Source organism: Nannocystis pusilla, from assembly GCF_020073745.1.
GTDB lineage: Bacteria > Myxococcota_A > Polyangia > Nannocystales > Nannocystaceae > Nannocystis > Nannocystis radixulma.
The window spans coordinates 35,706-55,798 of record NZ_JAIRAU010000057.1 but is presented as its reverse complement, the minus strand read 5'-3'; the positions used below and the strand labels follow the sequence as shown (position 1 = coordinate 55,798).

Genomic DNA, 20,093 nt, shown 5'->3' with positions numbered 1-20,093 from the left:
AGGGTGAGGCCGGATTGTCCGGCCGATTGGGAGGGGGACATCGATGTTTTCGGGTTTTAGGAATGTTTTCATGGTCGCGGGTTTGTGCGTCGGTCTCGTCGGGTGTGACGGGGCGGTCGAGCAGACGCACGCCGGCACGCCCGTGGACGACAGGATCACGTTCCGCGAGGTGGTCGACAACGGCGTCGAGCTGAACGGGCCGCTGGTGAACGGCATGCGGGTGAACGGCATGCGGGTGAACGGCATGCGGGTGAACGGCTTGCGGCTGAACGGCATGCGGGTGAACTCGTCGGAGATGACCAACTTCGCCATCACCGCGGGCAGCCTGATCAGCGCGCTGCTCGACTCGATCCAGCGCTCCGGCGCCGACCTCGTCGACGCCGAGTACGACTTCGACTACGAGATCGCGCCCGGCAACTACGAGCACAAGAAGCTGAAGATCGCCGGCGTGGTGCAGAGCAGCACCGACCCCGACATCTACTTCAACGACGTGCGCTATCAGGTCGACGAGACCACGTGGGACTATCTGTGCCGCGACGGCGCCAGCAACCCGACCGAGGCGATCGCGCTCCAGTTCGCCTGGGACGAGAGCACCGGCAGCCGCCTCGAGTACCCCGACGCGTTCACCTGGGCCTGCCGCGGCGCCGCGCTGGCGAAGGCGGTCGAGTGGGGCTACGCGCCGTGGCGCACCGCCGGCGGCACCTCGCTGAAGGACGCCCACCAGGCCGGCGTGCGCATGATCCGGGCCGACTACTGCGGCAACGGCACCACGCACACCGTCAACGGCAACCCGATCGACGTGTCGGACAAGTGGAGCATCCAGGAGCCGGGCACGGTCTGGCCGGTCGAGGCCAAGTGGGGCCCCGACGGCGCCGTCTGCCTCAACACGCCGCGCCGCGCCGCGTGGAGCCGGGCGACGGTCATCGCCGAGTGCGTGGCCGCCGGCAAGGGCGTGCTGCCCTACTGCACCACCAGCGACCCGAGCGAGTTCGGCGGCTTGCTGATGACCCAGGCCAACGCGCTCTGACCCGCGCGTCGCCGCCCGCGCCCCCTTGCCTCGGGCGCGGGCGGGCTGCTAGCAGGGTAGGGCCATGCGGAGCCCCCTCGTCGCGTCGCTCACCCTGATGGCCGCCTGCGCCCCCCCCAACGCGGCGCGGCCCTATCCGAACACCGAGCCGCCGGCCGGCGAGGCGGCGGTCGCGAGCGAGGGCGTGGTCCACTATTTCGACCGCGCCGTCGACCTCGCGCCGTTCCTCACCGGCTTCCCGTATGTGCAATGGATGCCGAGCCTGCGCACGGACCGGATGTTCGTGCTCAAGACCGGCGACCGCTACGAGCTGCAGGCGCTCGACCTCGCCGGCGCCGGGGGCCTGGCGAGCGCGGTCACGGTGTCCGACGTCGACTGGTCGCAGCGCAGCCTGTGGCGCGTGCACCACCACAGCGCGACCGACACGCTGTGGCTGCACGCCGACGCTCGCAACGACGAGCACATGAATCTATGGACCATGAATCTGAAGACAGGGTCTTTGGAGCAGGTCACCGACCACGACTACGTCTACGGGTTCGGCCTCGACGAGGCCGAATCGCAGGTGGCCTACCTCCCGCGCGCCGGCGCGGCGCCGCCGTACCGCACCTGCCTGCGGGTCATGGACGTCGCCAGCAAGGCGGCGCGTGAGGTGGTCTGCGACACGCCTGCGCTCGCGTTCACGTGGTCGACCCCGCGGTTCTCGCAGGACGGGCGCGAGGTGTTCTTCGCCGCGCAGGTCGACGGCGACCGCAACCGCGTGCAGCTGGTCGCGGTCGACCTCGCCGCGGCGCGCCCGAGCGTGCGCGTCGTCACCGACGCCAGGGTCCCGCGCACCGACGTCGAGCTGCTCGAGGGCTGGCTCGACGCCGACACCGCGCTCTTCATCGCCAACGACGACGGCTTCCGCAACCTCTACAGCATGTCCCGCAAGACAGGTGCGGCGCGGCAGCTGACGCGCTTCACCGAGGACCTGACCTCGGCGTCGCTCACCGACATCGGCGTGGTCGGCGTGCACCGCAGCCCGCTCGGCTCGTCGCTGGCGGTGATCGACCCGCGCACCGGCAAGGTCGCGGCGGCGCGTCAGCTGCCGGGCGCGGCCGACGTGCTCGACGGGCGCGGCGGGCGGGTGGTCTGGTCGCACGAGGCGCCGGACCAGCACTTCGAGCTCAACGTGCAGCAGGTGTGGGCCGACGCGCAGGGCCCGGCGTTCGGCCGCGGCTGGAGCCTCGGCCTCGACGAGGCGGTGCGCGGCGCCGTCGTCCAGTGCAAGGCCGAGCGCGTCGCGATCCCGACCTTCGACCGCGACAAGGCCACCGGCAAGCCGCGCGAGCTGCACGCGTTCGTGCTCACGCCGCTCCGGCCGCCCGCCGACCCGAGCCGCCGCCTCGCCCTCATCGAGGCGTTCTACGGCGGCGAGAACCACTACAGCACCTTCGCCCACGTCATGTGCGCCGCCGGGCTGACGGTCGTGTCGCCGACGGTGCGCGGCGGCGACGGCTTCGGCAAGGCGTTCGCGGCCCTCAACGACCGCGACCTCGGCGGCGACGAGATCGTCGACCTGTTCCACGTCGCCCGCTGGGCCGAGCGCACCCTCGACCTGCGCCCGGCGCAGATCGGCGTGTTCGGCGGCAGCCACGGCGGCTACGCGACCATGCGTGCCCTGACCTTTCCGCCAGGTACCAAGGGACATGACGACCGCTACGAGTTCGGCTTCGGCCTGGCCCACGCCGGCTTCTCCGACATCAAGAGCTTCCACGATCAGTGCAACATCCCCGACTGGGTCGTGCTCGAGAGCGGCGACCCGGCGCGCCCCGACGACCTGGCGCGCATGAAGGACCGCAGCCCGCTGTCGCACGTCGACCTGCTCGCGGCCCCGCTGCTCCTCACCCACGGCAGCAACGACTGGCGCGTCCCCGTCGGCGAGTCGCGCGCCTTCTTCGAGAAGGCCCGCGCGCTCGGCAAGCCGGTCACGCTCGTCGAGTTCGAGGGCCAGGGCCACCACATCGAGGGCATCGAGCGGATCGCCCGCCTGTACCAGGCGCGCTTCGACCTGCTGCAGCGCGTGGCCGAGTCGCCGCCGGCGCCGGGGTCCGCAAGCGCAGCAGGCCGCTGAGCGAGACAGCGAGCGCAGTGTGGAGTGCGTCACACTCTTGCCGCGCGGCGAGGAGCTTTTTCGCTCATTTCTGGCTCGAGCCCGGGGAACGCGTGTTAGGGTGCGGCGGCGGGGACGCCCGGAGACCCCTGAAAGGCACTGACCTATGATTCGCAACTTCTTCTTCAGCTCGATGACGGCGTTCAGCCTGCTCGCTCTCGGCGCCTGCGGCGACGACGGCAAGGGCACCGACACCAACGTCCAGCAGACCGACGGCACGGACACCACCAACAACAACACCACCGAGCCCGGCACCGAGAGCGGCACCGGCACGTCGATCACCGGCGACGACCCGACCGCCGCGACCGGGCCGCTGGACTCGACGAGCGAGCCGCCGACCTCGACGGGCGACCCGCCGAACCCCACGTCGGCCACCGACCCCGGCACGACGACCGAGGAGCCGGGCACGACGACCGAGGAGCCGGGGACGACCACCGAGAGCACGACGTCGACCACGAGCACCACCTCCACCACGGGCGACCCGTTGATGGAGTGCCTCGAGAGCGTCAACCCGGGCGACCCGTGCGGCGAGTGTGCCTGCACCGAGTGCCTCGCGGAGCTGCAGGCCTGCGAGGCGGACCCCGGCTGCACGGAGATCCGCGAGTGCGCCCAGGAGTCCGGCTGCGGCGGCATCGACTGCCTCGGCCCGTGCGGCGACATCATCACGGAGCACGGCGGCCCGTTCAGCCCCTCGGGCCAGCTCGCCCAGGCCATCGGCACCTGCGTCGACCAGCAGTGCAACGGCCAGTGCTGAGCCCCGCAGCAGCCACGCACCGGCCTGAACCCTCCCGGTCCCGCCGGCACGGTGTTCCGTGCCGGCGTTTCGCGTTTCTGGCGTGAGGTCGGATTCGCCCATGCGGCGCGATTTTGACCGGCGCGCAATTGAGCGTATCGTTCGAGCTGCATGGCTCGGATGCCGCCCGTCGTCCTCGTCCTCGCCCTGGTCTCGTGTCGCGACGACGACGGCCCGGGCGGAGTCACGATCGTCACCGGGGTGACCAGCAACGTCACCACGCTCACCCCCGAGACGACGTCGACCACGACGTCGACCACCGGCGGCGCGAGCGGCAGCGAGGGCGCGAGCGGCTCGACCTCGACGACCACCGATCCGGTCGACGCCACCGGCGCGAGCAGCAGCACGACCACGACCACCGGGTACGAGACGACCGCGGGCGACGTCGGCAGCAGCACGACCGGCCCGCCCGATCCGGTCGAGGCCTGCCTCGAGAAGGTCGACCCCGGCGACGAGTGCAGCGCGTGCATCTGCACCGACTGCCTCGAGCTGTGGGACGCCTGCCACGACGATCAGGCCTGCGCGATCATCCAGGAGTGCGCCCAGGAGAGCAGCTGCTACGGGATCGACTGCCTCGAGGCGTGCGAGACGACCATCAACCTGTGGGGCGGCATCGGCGGCACCTCGTTCGGGCTGTGGCTGCCGATGACGAACTGCCTCGAGGCGTCCTGCCGCCGGCTGTGCCCGTGGTGAGGCGACCTGAACCTCGGGACATGTCACATGTCCGTGCGGACAGGCGCCGCCGCGCTCACGGATCGTAGGCGCACCTGAACCCGAGGTCAGGTCGCCGGTCCTTCACGTCTCGCAGCCGGCGCGCGGTGGTCCGCACGTCGGCGTCGTCGGTCGACAGGAAGCCGCCGCCGCGGGTGGCCCTGCGCCCGGAGTCGGGGCCGCCCCAGCCGATCTGGCCCTCCTCGCCGGTCTGGTACGAGATCTCCGCGCTCGCGGTCCACTCCCACACGTTGCCCGCGAGGTCGGCCAGCTGGCCGCGGCCGCGACCGGCGGCGTAGCTGCCGACCTTCGCCGTGGCGACGTCGCCGTCCTTCTTGTCGTGCAGCTTCAGCCATGTCCGTGGGAGCATGTCCTCGGGGACATCCTTGAGCTCCGGCTGCAGCCGCGCCCGCGCCCGCGCGCACTCCTCCCCGCAGGCGTTGACGAGCCGCGGCCCCGGCTCCTGCTCGCCCCACGCGTAGGTGCGCTCCTGTTCGCCGCCGCGGGCCGCCCACTCCCACTCGACCTCGGTCGGCAGGCGGCCGCCGGCCCACTGGCAGTAGGCCGCCGCCTGGTTCCAGCTGATGCAGTTGATCGGGTGGCGGCGCTTGCCGGCGCGGTCGCCGTTGCAGTGGGCGCTGGCCCACGCGAGCTCGGCGATCGAGCTCTTGAAGCGGGCGCTGGTGGCCGCCTCGGAGCAGGGGCCCCTGGCCGCGCAGGCGGCGTAGTCGGCCACGCGCACCTCCTGGCGGTCGAGGCAGAAGTCGGCGACCTCGCTGAGCCCGCCGACGCTGGCGCGGAAGCGGCCGCCCTCGACCAGCGCCGCGTCGTGGGGGCAGACCTGGCGGGCCCGCGCCGCCGCGACCTCGGCCGGCTCGCGGATCGCCTCGACCTCGACCCGCAAGAGCGCCCGGCAGCCGTCCGGCGGGCTGTCCTCGCGCCCGTCGCCGCAGGCGTCGAGCTCGCCGTCGCTGCGCGCCAGCCCGCGCGCCGCCGACGAGCCGGCGCCGGCGCCGGCCTTCATCCACCCGACCTCGCCGCGGATCTCCGCACCTGCCTCGGAGGACAGGCGGAACGCCCCGACCGACAGGCCCGCGATCACATGGGTCGCGCGCTCGCAGTCGCCGCGCAGGTCGACCCGCGCCGGCCGCCCGTGGCCGCCCTGCCAGCGGCCGACCACCGTCATGCCGAGGCTCAGCGCGCCGTGGCGCTCGAGCTCCGCCTCGAGGTTGGCGGCGCCGAGCGGGATCTTGGCGTAGAGGTCGTCGGCCCGCTTGAACAGGTAGTCCTCGCGCTTGGGCTGCACGCCCTGGTAGCGGTAGCTGCCCGGCGCCGTGCAGCCGCGCAGCAGCTCCATCTCGCAGCCCTCGTAGCGGACCGCGACCATCCGCCCGCCCTCGGCCACCAGCGTCTCGAGCTCGCTGCGGTCGTGCGCCGGCCACTCGATGATCAGCGGGCGCGAGTGGCTGCGCGTGACCCCGCAGCGGGTCTGGTCGGCCGGCTCGTAGCTCGGCGTCTGCGCCAGCGTCGAGGCGAGGTTGGCGTTGCGGCAACCTGTCCCCGGGGATAGGAGCACGCCGAGGCCGAGCGAGAGGCCGACGCCCGGGAGGCGCGCAGCGAACCACGAGCGGCGAGGTCGGAGCGAGCTCGCCGAGCCCTCCGTGTCGCGCGCGCCGCCGGTCGTGCCCCGGGGCGCTCGCCAGGATGTCGCGGCCGGCTGGGGGGCGGGCACGCCGTCAGCGTACCTCAATCGCGGGCGCGGCGGACCGCCGCGACCGCGCGGTCCATCGCGCCGATGCCGTCGCCCGGGAACGACCGCCAGCGCACGCGACCCTCACGGTCGAGGACCAGGGTCGCGGGGATCTTGTCGACGCGGAACCTGGCGGTGAGGACGAGGCCCGCGTCGTGCACGACCGGGAACGCGACCCCGAGCGCGCGCACCATCGCCAGCGTGTCGCCGGCGAATTCGTCGGCGCCGATGCCGATCACGGCGACGTCGCGCTGCCGGACCGTCCAGCGCTGCACCTTCGGCAGGTGCTTCCAGCACGGCTCGCAGTAGCGGGCGAAGAACTCGACCACCACGACCTTGCCGCGCAGCCCCGCGCTGTCGACCGCGCGGCCGTCGAGGCCCCGCCGCGAGAACTCCGGCGCCTGCTCGCCGAGCAGACTGGTGGGCGCCGAGGGCGGCATCTCCGGCGGGCGGCACCCGGCCGCCAGCGCCACGAGCCCCAGCCACCGACGCCTGCTCCACGGCTCGTCCACCGCCTCCATCTACCGCGAACCCGCCCGCCGGCGATAGCCTGGAGCGCCGGATCGGCCGGCGAGGCTGTCTCTTCGGACAGCCTCACGGGGCCCGCGCCGATCCTGACCCTCCGGCAGAATCACCGGTTCATGGCGCCATAGACCCCTCTAGTTCGCACATCGCGCAAAATTTGCGTCAACCCGTCCCGCTCTGGGGACGGGCCCCGGCGTGCTAGTGTCGGCGGCCTCACCCGCATGTTGTTGGCACCCGAGGCGCTCGACTACAGCCGCGTCCCCCCCGAGCTCGGCAGCCACGTCGGCTGGCTATGTCTGGCGGTGGTGGTGGCGACCCTGGCGTGGGCGGCCACGCGGATGGAGTCGGTGCGGCGCAGCCTGCTCGCGCTCGAGGACCCGCGCATGTTCGCGGTCCTGCGGATCGGCACCGCGCTGATGACGATCCAGTGCTTCTGGAACCTGCACCCGTACTGGCGGATGCTGTGGAGCGACGAGGGGCTCTACGACCTCGAGGAGTCGCGCTCGCGGTTCGGCAGCTCGGCGCTGATGGGCTGGACCCCCGAGGACGGCTTCCTCGACAACTGGGCTGTCCTCAAGTACCTGTGGGGCAAGCACTCGCTGTTCTACTTCTGGTCGGCGCCCGACGACGTCGCGTGGGTGATGTACGCGATCTTCGGCGTGCTGCTGCTCTACGCCGCCGGCGTGTTCTCGCGCGTCACCGGCGTGATCAGCTGGCTGCTGGTGTGCAGCATCTACAACCACAACGGCCTCTACCTCGAGGGCACCGACACGGTGTACCGCACGCTGTGGTGGGTGCTGATCTTCGCCCGCACGGGCGACGCGTGGAGCGTCGACAACTGGGTCCGCTGCAAGCTGCTGCGCCGGGCCGGCAAGCTGCAGGAGGTCGGCGAGCCGGCGCAGCCGGGCAAGCAGCCGGTCTACCGCCTGGTCCCGAGCTGGCCGCGCTACCTCATCATGGCCCAGCTGGTGGCGATCTACACCGCCACCGGCATCGTCAAGACCGGCAACGTGTGGGCCCAGGGCGACGCGCTCTACTACGCGCTCAACATGGACCACTTCTACCGCTTCGAGGACTGGACGCAGCAGGTCTCGGCGGTGTTCGGGACCAACATGTTCCGGCTGATGACGTGGGTGACGCGCTGGTGGGAGGAGCACTTCGCGATCGCCATGCTCGGGGCGATCGTCGGCTTCAACCTGCGCCACCGCGACCAGCCGTGGTTTGTCGCCCAGGACCGCCCGTGGCGCCGCTGGCTCGGCCGCCTCGCGCTCGTGCTCGGCTACCTCGCGCTCTACCGGATCGCCGTGCTCGCCTACCCCTACGTCGGCGAGCTGCCGAAGAACCAGCCCGAGCAGGTCGCGATCATCGTCAGCGAGGGCGTGCGCCGGGTCCACCTGTACATGGGCGTGGTGGTCCCGATCCTGGTCGCCGTGTGGTTCGCGCTCGGGCGCTGGCCGCTGCGCCTGCGCAAGCTGACCGTCGATCAGGCGTTCGTGCAGCGGTGGCTGCTCGGGCGCCGGCTGTGGCTCGGGCTCGGGCTCATCTTCCACGGCTTTTTGATCCTGTTCATGAACATCGGCATGTTCCCGTTCATCATGCTGATGGTCTACGTCGCGTGGCTGCGCGGCGAGGAGATCGCCGCCGCGCTGCACTGGGTGTGGCGGCAGGCCCGGCGCACCGGCCTGCGGCGGGTCCTGCCCGCGAGCGGCGAGCGGTGGTTCGGCCCGGCGCAGCGGCCCGAGGACGCGCCGGCGCGCGGTCGCACGATCCCGAACGCCCTCGTCGTCGCCCTCGGCCTGCTCCTGCTGGCGATCGTCTACAAGCGGATCGGCGGCGACCGCGAGGTCAAGGGCCTGGTGTACGCCTGGCTCGGCCTCTGCGCCTTCGTCGCCCTGGTGTTCCGCTTCCTCGCGCCGCTGCTGCGACGTGTCTTCAAGAACATGTCCGAAGTGCCACGCAGCGCCGCGCCCGGCGGCGCGCCGGGGCTGGCCGGCGGCGCGCTGTACCGCTCGGTCGCGCTCGGCCTCGTCGTGTGGCACTTCAGCGCCGTGGCGCTGCACCTGTTCCCGAGCAGCAACGTGTTCAGCTCGTGGCGTTCGGCCGCGCGGGCGGTGTTCGGCAGCTACCTCAGCGTCACCGGGACCACGCAGAGCTGGAACATGTTCGCGCCCAACCCGCCGCGGGCCAACACGTTCATGAAGACGGTGGTGGTGCTGGCCGACGGGACGCGCTGGGACATCGGCTACAACAGCTACAGCTACCGGCCGTTCCCGTGGATCTACAACGACCGCATGCGCAAGATGCATCGGCGCATGATCGGCAAGGGCAAGTCGTACCTGCGGCCGTGGTCGTTCTTCGTCTGCCGCAACTGGTTCATCGACTACGGGACCCCGGCCGCCAAGGTCGAGACCTGGCGGATCACCACGAAGATCCCCACCCCCGAGCAGGTCGCCACCAAGGGCTGGTACCGGCCGAAAGACCTCAAGGCCACCTACGAGCTGCTCGAGACCCACGCCTGCCTCAAGGGCGGCCAGCTGCCCGCGTTCATGAAGCAGCGCTACGGCGTCGAGCTCGACGAGGCCGACCTCAAGGAGCTCGAGACCGCGCGCGAGAAGGCCGCTCGCCTGTCCGAGCAGCGCCGCCGCAGCTGGGCCGCGCGCCGCGACTGGGGCGGCGAGGCCAAGCCGCGCGCCGCGGCCATCGGAGCGCCGGCCGCGGTCGAGCCGGCGTCGGCCCCCGAGGCGCGCGGGGCCGAGGACGAGGGAGGTGGCGGGGATGGCGAGTAGGACATGTCACAAAGGGCATGCTCGATGAGCCAGGAGCTCCACCCGCGCCTCGCCGACGCCCTGCTGCGGGCCCCGCCGGCCGAGGACCCCGCGGAGGAGCCGTGGGCCTACCGCGGTTGGCCCGCGCTGCTGGTCAGCCTGTTCATCCTCTACCACCTGCTCGCCTTGCTGCAGCACACGACGCCCTCGGGCGGGCTGGCCGAGCGGTTCAACCGCCGGCTCGCCGAGACGCTGCGGTCGGGCGCGTACATGCGGGCCACCTCGAGCGTGCAGAGCTGGGCGATGTTCGCCCCCAACCCGCACCGCACCAACATGTTCTTGCAGGTGCGCGTGGTGACGAGCGACGGCAGCGAGTGGGACCTGCTGCACGACATCTACGGCCGCCGCGACTACCCGTACTTCTTCTACGACCGCATGGGCAAGATCAACCGGCGGCTCATCGAGCAGGAGCGCTACCAGTCGCCGTACGCCGCGTGGGTCTGCCGCGAGTGGGCGCGCACCCACGGCGGCGAGGCGCCGGTGCGGGTCAACTTCACCAAGCTGTGGACGAAGTTGCCGCACCCGTCGAAGGTGATCTCGACGATGGGCTTCGACCCGTTCGCGCTCAAGCTGCACAAGGAGGACCTGCCGGGCTTCGACTGCGCGACCACGCCGCACGCCCAGATGCCTGACGCGATCCGGGCCCGCTACGGCTTCGCGCCGCTGCCCGAGGGGGCCTTCATCGACATCGAGACGACCACCTGGCACGACCGGGCGACCGCGAAGGCGCGGATCCTCCAGCGCCGCCGGGCCGTCGAGGTCAAGCGCGCGGCGGAGGAGCCGGTCGAGGGCGGCGGGGCCGAGGTCGGCGGCAACGACGGGGGAGGCGATTGATGCTGCTCGCGCTGCTCGCCCCCGCCAAGGGTCCGGTCATCGACGTCTCGGGGCACCTGTCCGTTGCGACAGGTGTGCTGTGGCTCGGCCTCGCCTGCGCGCTCGCCTTCTTCCTCGTGCGCCCCGAGCTGTGGCGGCGGCTGTGGCTCGAGCGCGTCGACCCGCGGCCGGCCGGGCTGTTCCGCATCGTCTACGGCGTCGTCGTGCTGTGGACCCTGCTCGACCTCATCCCGCTGCTGCGCTTCTTGTTCACCGACGAGGGCTTGTGGCTGCCGGCGATGGCGCGCAAGAACTACGGCGGCGAGCTGCGGCGGCTGTGGGACCCCGAGCACGGCTTCGAGCACTGGTGGAGCGTGATCCCGGCGCTGTGGAGCAAGTTCTCGCTGTTCCACCTGCGCGCCGACCCGACCTTCGTGTGGGCCGTGTTCGGCCTGACCTGCGCCAGCGTCACGGCGATGATCCTCGGGATCAAGACCCGCCTCAGCACGCTCGCCAGCTGGTTCCTCGTCAACACCTTCTACTCGTACAGCCCGGTCTTCTACAGCGGCGGCGACACCGTCCTGCGCGTGTTCCTGTTCCTCGGCCTGCTCACCCGCTGGGGCGAGGCCTACTCGCTCGACGCCTGGTGGCGACGCAAGCGCGAGCTCCTGGCCGGCTCGGTCGTCGTCCCCGCGCTGCGAAAGATCCCCGCCTGGCCGCTGCGGATCATGATGCTGCAGCTCGCCATCATCTACTGCGCCACCGGGGCGCTCAAGAGCGGCTTCACCTGGTTCGACGGCACCGCGCTGTTCTACGCCCTCAGCCTCGACCACTTCTACCGCCACCCCGCGCAGATCCAGGTCGCCACCTTCCTGCACATGATCGGCTTCCTGCCGCTCTCGACCTGGGTCACCAAGGCGTGGGAGACCCTGTTCCCGCTGGCGCTGGTCGGTGTGGCGCTGCGCCGGTTCGAGCGCGAGGCGTCCGCGGGGACATGGCCGAAGGTACAGATGTGGCGGAGGCTGCTGTCGTACGCGCTGGTGGCCGCGGTGATCGGCGCGCTGGCGTACGTCGGCGGCCTGGCCGCGTACTACTACCATCGCCCGACCGAGGGCCCCGTGCCGCTCACGCGCGAGCAGGCGCAGGCGCTGGTCGTGGCCGGCGCGCTGGCGTTCCCGGCCCTGCTCGTCGGATGCTACCTGTGGCTGCGCGCCCGCCGGCCGCAGGCGCACGCGTGGGTGCTGCGGTGGCTGTGCGGCAAGCGCCTGTGGCTGTCGATCGGCCTCGTCATGCACCTCGTGATCGACGTCGTGATGAACGTCGGCACCTTCGTGCAGGTGATGCTCGCCATCTACATCCCGTGGCTGTCGGCCGCCGAGCTCGACGCGATCTGGCGGACCTTGATGTCGCGCCCGCTGGGCGAGGGCGAGGGCGAGCGGCCGAAGCGGAAGGCGGGCTGGCGCGACGCGCTGCTGCGCCCGCTCGACCGCCTGCGCTACCGCGGCCCGCGCGAGCCCTACGTGATCCACCACGCCGCCGACGAGGCCTCGGTGCGCCGCGTCGCCCTGCTGCGCATGTGGGACCTCGGCAGCCGCCTGACCTTCGAGACAGATCCGTCCGTGCCCGCCGGGGCGCTCGCCGTCACCGTGCCCGGCGACAAGAAGCGCCTCGCCGGCGTCGAGGCCGGCCGCGCGCTGGTGGCGATCCTGCCCGGCTTCTGGTGGCTCTACCCGTGGTGCCTGGCGCCCGGTGTCCGCACGCTCGCAGGCCGGACGGTGCTCCGCACCTTCGAGCTGCGGTGAACCTTTGGACATGACCGCAAGGGCATGTCCTGGGAGCTATCCGACGGATCAGGCGAGCGCGTCACGCAGGCGGGCGGCGAGCTCGAGGCCGGGCGCCCAGGTCTGGCGGACGCCGCGCTCCAGCATCGAGTTCGGGAGGTTGCGCAGCAGCAGGTCGCGCAGCCAGCGGGCTGCGGGGTGGTGCAGATGGGCCATCTGACCGATCCGCCAGGAAGAGCGGTGGATCGGCTCGACCCTCGCGCGTCGCACGGCGGCGAGCGCCGCGGGGAGGTCAGCGGGCGGACCGCCCGGCGTCCACAGCAGGGCCAGCGCGCCGGCGTCCTCGATCGCCATCGCGGCGCCCTGACCCATGTTGGGGGTCATCGCGTGGGCGGCGTCACCGAGCAGGACGACGCGCCCGCGTCCGGTCGAGTACACCGGCAGATCGACGAGGTCGCCGTGGTGGACGAGGACCGACGGGTCGCCGGCGGCGCGGGCCAGGAGAACGTCGAGGCGCTCGTCGAGGCCCTTGAAGCCGCGCTGCACGTACTCCACGGTGTCGGTGCCCGGGCCGACGGCGCCGCGCGGGGCGCTCCGCACCAGGTAGACGTAGATGCCGCCGCGCGACAGCGGGATCACGCCGACGCGGTGGCCCGGGGTCCAGCGCTCGAGGCTGGTCGCGGGCGCGAGGTCGGGGGCTTCGAGCTGGAGGCGCCAGCAGGTCTGGCCGGTGTAGCGCGGCTCGCATTGTTCGGGCGGAAGGATCGCGTGACGAACGGCGGAGCGCAGGCCGTCGGCGCCGATCACGAGGTCGAAGTCGTCCTCGTTGCCGTCGCTCAGACGGACGCGCACGCCGTCAGGCCGTGGCTCGAGCGCCGTGAGCTCGACGCCGAGGCGGACGCGTTCGCGGCCGCAGGCGGCCAGCAAGGCCTCGTGGAGGTCGCTGCGGCGGATGTTGAGGGCCGGGAAGGCATCGTCGGCGCGGGTCGCCGCGCCGCCGACGAGCGTGCGGCCGCGGGCGTCGACCATCGAGCCCGAACCCATCGGCAGGACGTCGGCGGGATCGAAGGCGACGCCGAGGGCGTCGAGCACCGCGGTCGCGTTGGGCTGCAGGGTGATACCGGCGCCGGCCGGGGCGAAGGTCGGTGCCCGCTCGATCACGCGAGCCTCGACCCCGCGACGGGCCAAAGCGATCGCCGCCGTCAGCCCGCCGATCCCGGCGCCCACGATCAGGACCTTCACAGCACTCATGACGGCTCCGCCTCCCTGCCGGGCTCGCGGCGCGTGCCCGGTCACTGCGGAACAGTACAGAAGTTCTGCGGCGACAGATACGCGAGGATGTTGACCCAGAACTGCTTGATCTGCGGGATCTGCTGCCACTCCGAGTCGAACTCGATCCACTCGTCGCCAAAGATGAACAGCTTGCCGTCGTTGCGGACCTGCGCCACCGCGACCGGCCCCTGGGGCAGCGTGCCGACGACCGTGTTCATGCCGACCCCGTCGTCGACGATGTCGACGTAGAGCCCGCCGTAGAACGACACCGAGGTGATGCCGGCGGTGATCGGGTGCGGCGTCCAGTTCGTCACCGGGCCGCTGAAGAAGCCCTGGCTCGCGTTGTACGACAGGCCCATCGACGAGATGATCGAGTTCGGGCGCTCGACCACCGTCTGATTGTTGGTGTGGCCGGTCATCGACATCAGGCCGCCGCCGCTCTCGACCCAGGCCTTGATCAGCGCGGTCTCCTCGGGGCTGTACGTGCGGACCAGCCAGTCGAGGATGACGATGTCGTAGTTGTCGAGGAGCTCCTGGGTGATCGGGGTGTTGTCGAGGGAGATCCGGTCGACCTGGGTGCCCTGGGCTTCGAGCCAGGTCTGGAACTCGGCCGAGGGGTTGGCGCCCTCGTTGCCGAACAGGGCGATGTCGAGGCAGTCGCAGATGCCGTCGCCGCCGACGTCGACGTCGTCGATGATGTCGTTACAGTCGTCGTCGAGGTCGTTGCACACCTCCTCGGTGGGGATGCAGTCGGGGCCGGTGGTCGTTCCGGTGGTGTCGGGCCCGATCGTGGTGTCCACCGGTTCGGTGGTGCTGGCGGGGTTCGTGGTCGACGTCGTGTCGGGATCGCTCGTCGCCGTCATCGTGCCGTTGCTGGTCGACGTCGGCGGATCGCCGGTGGTCGGCAGCGAGGTCATGCTGGCCGAGCCGGTGCCCTCGGTGGCTTCGCTGGCGCTCTCGCTGCCGCTGTCGGTGACCGTGCCGTCGGTCAACGACGGCAGGCCGGCGGTCGCGCCGGAGTCGGAGCCGGACTCGGTGACGTTGTTGTTGGTGTTGCCGCAGGCGGCGACGAGGACCGCGGCGCCGAGCAGCGCAGAGAGAGGACCAAACCAGGTTGTCATGCCCGACGATGGTAGCGAGTGTGCCGCCGCGTTGCGACGCGCCGGCTGGCGCGCGGACGCGCGAGTCCGGGGAGATACCCGCGACGTCCTCGGCGTCGCGCTTGGTGCGGCGTGGGAGGCCCGCGCCGCTGCAGAAGTCCTGCGGTGACGACCAGCGAGGCCGCGATTTCGGAGGCGGACTCGAGCACGTCGGCGAGCGCGAAGAGCTTGTCTTGAGTGACGAGGACGCGATGAGGGGTCGCGTCGGCGTCGAGGATGTCGCTGAGGTCGCCGCCCTCGCACGCCCTCGCACGCGATCGAGGTGATACCCGCGGGTCGAGTTCGCGCGAGCGCCGGGCGTGTCGTGGACGCGGCCGGGCAGGCCGATCGGGCCGCCGCCGACCTCGCCTGCGGAGTGATTCGCTCAGCCGAGGTCGCGCAGGACGATGCCCGCGGCGTTGTACCCGCACATGCCGTGTACGCCCGCGCCGGGGTGGGCGTAGCTCGAGCACAGGTAGAGACCCTCGACCGGCATGCGGTGGCGGAAGTAGGGGAAGAGCGGCCTGAACACGAGCTGGCGGTGCCAGGCGTTCGAACCGCCACCGAGGTCGCCGCCGACGAGGTTGGCGTCCATGGCCTCGAGGTCAGGTGGCGCGACGATCCGGCGCGCGAGGATCGTCGAGCGGAAGCCGGGCGCGAGGCCCTCGATGCGGGCGTCGACGCGGTCGGCGAACGCCTCGGCGTGCGCTTGCCAGCCGCCGGTGGGTCGGCTCGGCACGCGCGAGTACGCCCACAGCGTCTGCTTGCCGGCCGGTGCGCGCGTCGGGTCGACGAGGCTCTGTTGGCCGACGACCAGGTACGGGTTGTCGGGCAGCTCGCCGCGGCGCACCTGGGCGGTGAAGCGCTCGAGGTCGTCGAGGCTGTCGCCGGCGTGGACGACCGCGGAGCGCCTGGCCTCGGGGACAGACCAGGGGACCGGCGAAGACAGCGCCCAGTCGACCTTGAAGGTGCCCCAGCCCTGGGGGAAGCGCTCCATGAAGCGGACCACGCGCGCGGGGACGAGGTCGCGGGCGACGAGGTCGAGCAGCAGCGACGCCGCGGCCGTGTCGGCGATCACGGCGCGTCGGGCCGCGCGCAACTCGGTGCCGTCGGCGAGGCGGACGCCGACGGCCCGCCGGCCCTCGGTGAGGACCCGTTCGACGCGGCTGGCGAGGCGGATCTCGCCGCCGTGCCGGCGCAGGTCGGCGACCATCGCGTCGGCGAGCGCCTGGGCCCCGCCGCGCGGGATCGAGTAACCGCCGGTGGTCGCGGTCATGCTGAGCATGAAGCCGAGCGCCGCGCCGATCGGGTCGCGCGGGCCGACGTCGACGTGCAGCGCGAGGCCGGGCATGACGCGGCGCGCCGCCTCGCCGCGGAACATCCGCCGGGCCAGCCCGCCGCCGCTCGAGAGCAAGATCCGCGCGAGCTTGAAGATCCCGAACGGCAGTAACTTCAGGACAGGCGAGAGCGTCGGCAGCGTGTTGAGCAGGATCCCGAGGACCGACGGCTCGACGCTGCGGTACCAGCGGGCCAGCGCGGCGAAGGCCTCGCCGTCGCGCGGGTCGCCGAAGTTGCGCGCGCAGACGTCGAGGTCGCGGCTGATGCAGGCGACGCTGCCGTCGAGCGCGGGGTGACAGCTCTCGAACTCGGCGAAGCAGAGCTCGACGCCCTGCTTCTCGAGGTCGAGCGCGCGGAAGGCCGGGCTGATGCGCGGGAACGGGAAGAACGCGGCGCCGACGTCGTGGACGAAGCCGGGCAGGGTGGCCTCCTCCGAGCCGAGCGCGCCGCCCCAGCGGCGCGGGTTGGCCTCGCACACGAGCACGCGCAGGCCGGCGCGGGCGAGCATGCAGGCGGCGACGAGGCCGTTGGGCCCGGAGCCGATGACGATCGCGTCGGGGTCGCCGGCCATGGTGCGCTCACTGGTCCCAGGTGGCGACGCTCGGGGTCTCGAGCAGCGCCTCGACGTCTTCCATGGTGAGCTTCTTGCCGGCCGTCACGTCGCGGCCGAGCGCGCTCTCGGCGACCTCGCGCTTGCGGGCGCCGAGCTCGACCATCTTCTGCTCGACGGTGTCCTCGCAGACGAGGCGGTAGACCATGACGGGCTTGTCCTGGCCGATGCGGTGGGCGCGGTCGGTGGCCTGGTCTTCGACGGCCGGGTTCCACCACGGGTCGAAGTGGACGACGGTGTCCGCTTCGGTGAGGGTGAGGCCGGAGCCGCCGGCCTTGAGGGAGATGAGGAACACCGGCGGGCCGGCCTTGGACTGGAACTGCTGGACCAGCTCCTCGCGGTTCTTGGTGCCGCCGTGCAGCCAGAGGTAGGGGATCTTCAGCTCGCCGAGGGCGTCGCCGAGGAGCTTCTGCATCTCGACGAACTGCGAGAACACCAGGACCTTGCGGCCCGAGCCGACGCAGTCGGCCATGAGCTCCTTGAAGGCCTCGAGCTTGGCCGAGGGCGGCAGCGTCGACGCGTCGGGCAGGCCGAGCAGGCGCGGGTCGCAGCAGACCTGGCGCAGGCGCGTGAGCGCGGCGAGGATCGTCATCTGCGACTTCTCGAGGCCGACCTCCTCGATGCGGCCCTTGATCTCGTCCTTCGCGGTCTTGAGGATCCGGTTGTAGAGGCCGAGCTGGCTGCGACCGAACTGGACGAACAGCGTCTGCTCGGTCTTCGGCGGCAGCTCCTGGGCCACGTCCTCCTTCTTGCGCCGCATGACGAACGGACGGATGCGCGCGCGCAGGGCCTCGAGCGTCTTGGCGTCGTTCTCCTCGATCGGGCGGACGTAGTTCTTCTGGAAGTCGGACAGCTTGCCGAGGAAGTTGGGCGCGAGGAAGTCGAAGATGGCCCAAAGGTCAGCCAGGTGGTTCTCGACCGGGGTGCCGGAGAGCGCGAGGCGGTGGTCGGCGGTCAGCTGCTTGGCGCTCTTGGCGGTGGTGGTGGCCCAGTTCTTGATGTACTGCGCCTCGTCGAGGATGGCGTAGCGCCAGCGGATCTTGCTCAGCTCGTCGATGTCGCGCCGCAAGATCGCGTAGGTGGTGACGACGATGTCCGCCTTCTTGAGCATGCGGCGGTTCTCGGCCCGGTCGGCGCCGTGCCAGGTGGTCAGCGTCAGGCTGGGCGCCCACTTCTTGACCTCCTGCTTCCACACGCTCAACACCGAGGTCGGGCAGACGATCAGCGACGGCTGATCGCCCTCCTCCTCCTTGGCCTTGGTCAGCAGCGCCAGCGCCTGGACCGTCTTTCCGAGGCCCATGTCGTCGGCCAGGATGCCGGTCATCTGGTTCTCGTGGAGCTGCCACAACCACGCGAAGCCGGAGCGCTGGTACTCGCGCAGCTTGGCGGTGAGCGTCTTGGCCCGCTTGGGCGCCTTGGCCGAGCGCTCGCCGGTCATGTTCTCCATCAAGCGCTTGACCTCCTTGGCGACGTCGGCCGAGGGCACGGCGCCGAGCAGGCGGGTCAAGGTGCCGAGCTCGAGCGTGCTGATCTCGGCGTGGCCCTGCTTGTCGAACTCGATCGCGCCGGCGGCCTCGGCGATCGGCTGGAGGATCTGCGGGTCGAGCTTGGCGACCGAACCGTCGGCGAGGGTGATCCAGCGCCGGCCCTCGTGCAGCCAGCGCAGCAGGTCGCGGAACGAGATCAGGTCCTCCTCGCCCTCGACGTCGACCACGGCGTCGAGGTCGAGCACGCTGCCCTCCTTGCTGCGCACGGCCAGCCGCGGGGTCGGCGACTTGCTGCGCACGCGCGGCAGCTGCGGCACGCGCCGCTCCCACGTCTCGGGCAACAGCGGCAGGCCGACGATCATGAACTCGACGGCGGCGTCGCCGCTGGCGATGAAGCCGTCGGCGTCGGGGTTGTACTTGAGGCCGAGGTCGGTCAGCGTCTTGCGCGCGGCGGCCTCGCCCTCGAGGTCGCGGTAGAAGCTGAGCGGCTGGTCGCCGAGGTTGATGGTGTAGCGGGCGGTCTCGGGCTCGCTGCCGGTGATGCCGAGCGTGACGTTGCCGTAGCGGGCCGCCAGCGCGACCTTGATCTGCGAGGCGTCGCCCTCGACGGTGGCGATGATGGCGTCGATCTTGCGCGAGTCGGAGGCGAGCGCGAACAGGTCCTGGTGCGGGACGCCGACGGTCTTGAGCGACTCGCTGAGGGCGTCCATCGCCTGCGCGCTGACGCGGGCGTCCATGACGATCCGCGGCTGCTTGGCGACCGCCTCGAGCACCCACGGCGGGGTGTCGGGCACGAGGAACACCTCGGCGGTCTCGGGCACGAGGAACCAGGTCGGCGCGCCGACGATGATGCGACCGGCGGGGACCTCGAGGTCGCGGCCGGTGCTGCGCTGCTCGAGGAAGGCGTGCAGGACGACGCTGTTGTCGCCGGGCCGCGGCTCGGCGCGCACGCGCAAGGTCAGCGGCTCGGCGGCGAACTGCAGCTTGCCGACGCCCTTGAGGCTGACGGTGCTGCCGCCGCGCGCGAAGTAGAGGAGGCCCGACAGCGCCATGTCGTCGATGACGTGGCCGCCGTCGTCGGCGTCGTCGACCTCCTGCGAGAGGTAGTGATGGATGACGCGGTCGGCCGGGCTCATGCCCTCGTAGCGCCGGCGACTGACGACCGGCGTGCCGCCGCCGCGGAAGGCCATGACGTGCCAATTGCCGCGCCGGGCCTCGATCGTGTAGCGCTGCGCGTTGGCGCCGGTGCCGGCGAGCTCGGCGGTCCACGGGTTCTGCGTCAGCGTGATCTCGCCGCCGGCCTGGTACTGCTTGCGCAGCGCGAGCGCCAGCGCGACCGCGTGGTGGCAGAACTTCTCCCAGCCGTCGGTGTAGGTCGGGCAGTCGCACTGCGCCTCGACCATGCCCGACTCGAGCAGCTTGATGACCGTCGCGTGCGGCTGCGGGCTCGACCCCTTGACCTTGCCTTTGAGACAGTTCCCGGCGAACACGATGTCCGAGACGGCCTTGGCTTCGAACAGCTCCTGGCCGGCGCTAAACGCCTTCTTGCTGGCGATCTTCGCCAGCGACTCCGGCTCGAACAGGGGGAGGAACGCTTCGAGTGTGGACACGCAGATCCTGGGACGTATGGACTGGTCGGGCCGCGGACGGCCGCGACTCGGCAGCCGGACCCGCGCGACGACCCGCGGAGGAGTCGCCGGAGCTCCAAACAAGCACGTGGGCCCAACAACGACCGCGGCGAATACACGCCAGGCCGGCGGAGGGTCCGCAGGTGCTTTAACACGGGCCGTATCGCGGGTCCACCCCCAATCGCGCAATCGGCCGGATTTGCCGCGCCGCCGACGGCGATCGCGCGCGGGGCCGCGGTCCA

13 protein-coding genes are annotated in these 20,093 nt (G+C 71.6%); 7 read left to right on the top strand and 6 right to left on the bottom strand.

Annotated elements, in window-relative coordinates; translation table 11 throughout:
- Positions 1–70: 70 nt before the first annotated feature.
- The 4 genes from K7C98_RS39915 (at position 71) to K7C98_RS39900 (ending at position 4,665) form a co-directional block, all read left to right on the top strand.
- On the top strand, positions 71–1,027 hold the full coding sequence (locus K7C98_RS39915) for an ADYC domain-containing protein (RefSeq protein WP_224197185.1): 957 nt from the start codon (positions 71–73) through the stop codon (positions 1,025–1,027).
- A gap of 64 nt (positions 1,028–1,091) precedes the next feature.
- Positions 1,092–3,140 (top strand): S9 family peptidase, encoded by a 2,049-nt coding sequence (locus K7C98_RS39910; RefSeq protein WP_224197184.1) that lies wholly within the window; start codon positions 1,092–1,094, stop codon positions 3,138–3,140.
- A gap of 145 nt (positions 3,141–3,285) precedes the next feature.
- Positions 3,286–3,933 (top strand): hypothetical protein, encoded by a 648-nt coding sequence (locus tag K7C98_RS39905; RefSeq protein ID WP_224197183.1) that lies wholly within the window; start codon positions 3,286–3,288, stop codon positions 3,931–3,933.
- A gap of 150 nt (positions 3,934–4,083) precedes the next feature.
- A complete protein-coding gene (locus K7C98_RS39900; protein ID WP_224197182.1) occupies positions 4,084–4,665 on the top strand; it encodes a hypothetical protein in 582 nt (193 codons plus the stop codon).
- Positions 4,666–4,720: 55 nt separating this feature from the next.
- On the opposite strand, the gene K7C98_RS45310 is transcribed toward K7C98_RS39900, so the two are convergent.
- Positions 4,721–6,415 carry a formylglycine-generating enzyme family protein gene (locus K7C98_RS45310; protein ID WP_224197181.1) on the bottom strand — a complete coding sequence of 565 codons (1,695 nt, stop codon included), beginning with the start codon at positions 6,413–6,415 and terminating at the stop codon, positions 4,721–4,723.
- Between the two features lie 14 nt (positions 6,416–6,429).
- On the bottom strand, positions 6,430–6,945 hold the full coding sequence (locus tag K7C98_RS39890) for a TlpA family protein disulfide reductase (protein WP_224197180.1): 516 nt from the start codon (positions 6,943–6,945) through the stop codon (positions 6,430–6,432).
- A 234-nt stretch (positions 6,946–7,179) separates the two neighbouring features.
- Here K7C98_RS39890 and K7C98_RS39885 point away from each other — a divergent pair, with 234 nt between their 5' ends.
- From K7C98_RS39885 to K7C98_RS39875, 3 genes are read left to right on the top strand one after another with little or no spacing between them, the layout of a single operon-like run.
- Positions 7,180–9,744 (top strand): hypothetical protein, encoded by a 2,565-nt coding sequence (locus K7C98_RS39885; protein WP_224197179.1) that lies wholly within the window; start codon positions 7,180–7,182, stop codon positions 9,742–9,744.
- A gap of 3 nt (positions 9,745–9,747) precedes the next feature.
- Complete coding sequence (locus K7C98_RS39880; RefSeq protein ID WP_224197178.1) at positions 9,748–10,617, top strand: hypothetical protein; 870 nt, start codon at positions 9,748–9,750, stop codon at positions 10,615–10,617.
- Positions 10,617–12,398 carry a hypothetical protein gene (locus K7C98_RS39875; RefSeq protein WP_224197177.1) on the top strand — a complete coding sequence of 594 codons (1,782 nt, stop codon included), beginning with the start codon at positions 10,617–10,619 and terminating at the stop codon, positions 12,396–12,398. Before K7C98_RS39880 ends, K7C98_RS39875 begins: the two co-directional genes overlap by 1 nt.
- A 48-nt stretch (positions 12,399–12,446) precedes the next feature.
- On the opposite strand, the gene K7C98_RS39870 is transcribed toward K7C98_RS39875, so the two are convergent.
- The 4 genes from K7C98_RS39870 to K7C98_RS39855 form a co-directional block, all read right to left on the bottom strand.
- Positions 12,447–13,628 (bottom strand): FAD-dependent monooxygenase, encoded by a 1,182-nt coding sequence (locus tag K7C98_RS39870; RefSeq protein ID WP_224197176.1) that lies wholly within the window; start codon positions 13,626–13,628, stop codon positions 12,447–12,449.
- Positions 13,629–13,669: 41 nt separating this feature from the next.
- On the bottom strand, positions 13,670–14,770 hold the full coding sequence (locus tag K7C98_RS39865) for a hypothetical protein (protein ID WP_224197175.1): 1,101 nt from the start codon (positions 14,768–14,770) through the stop codon (positions 13,670–13,672).
- 403 nt (positions 14,771–15,173) lie between these two features.
- A complete protein-coding gene (locus tag K7C98_RS39860) occupies positions 15,174–16,697 on the bottom strand; it encodes a phytoene desaturase family protein (RefSeq protein ID WP_224197174.1) in 1,524 nt (507 codons plus the stop codon).
- Positions 16,698–16,704: 7 nt separating this feature from the next.
- Entirely contained in the window at positions 16,705–19,833 is a 3,129-nt protein-coding gene (locus K7C98_RS39855; RefSeq protein ID WP_224197173.1) for an SNF2-related protein, read from the bottom strand.
- Between the last annotated feature and the right edge of the window lie 260 nt (positions 19,834–20,093).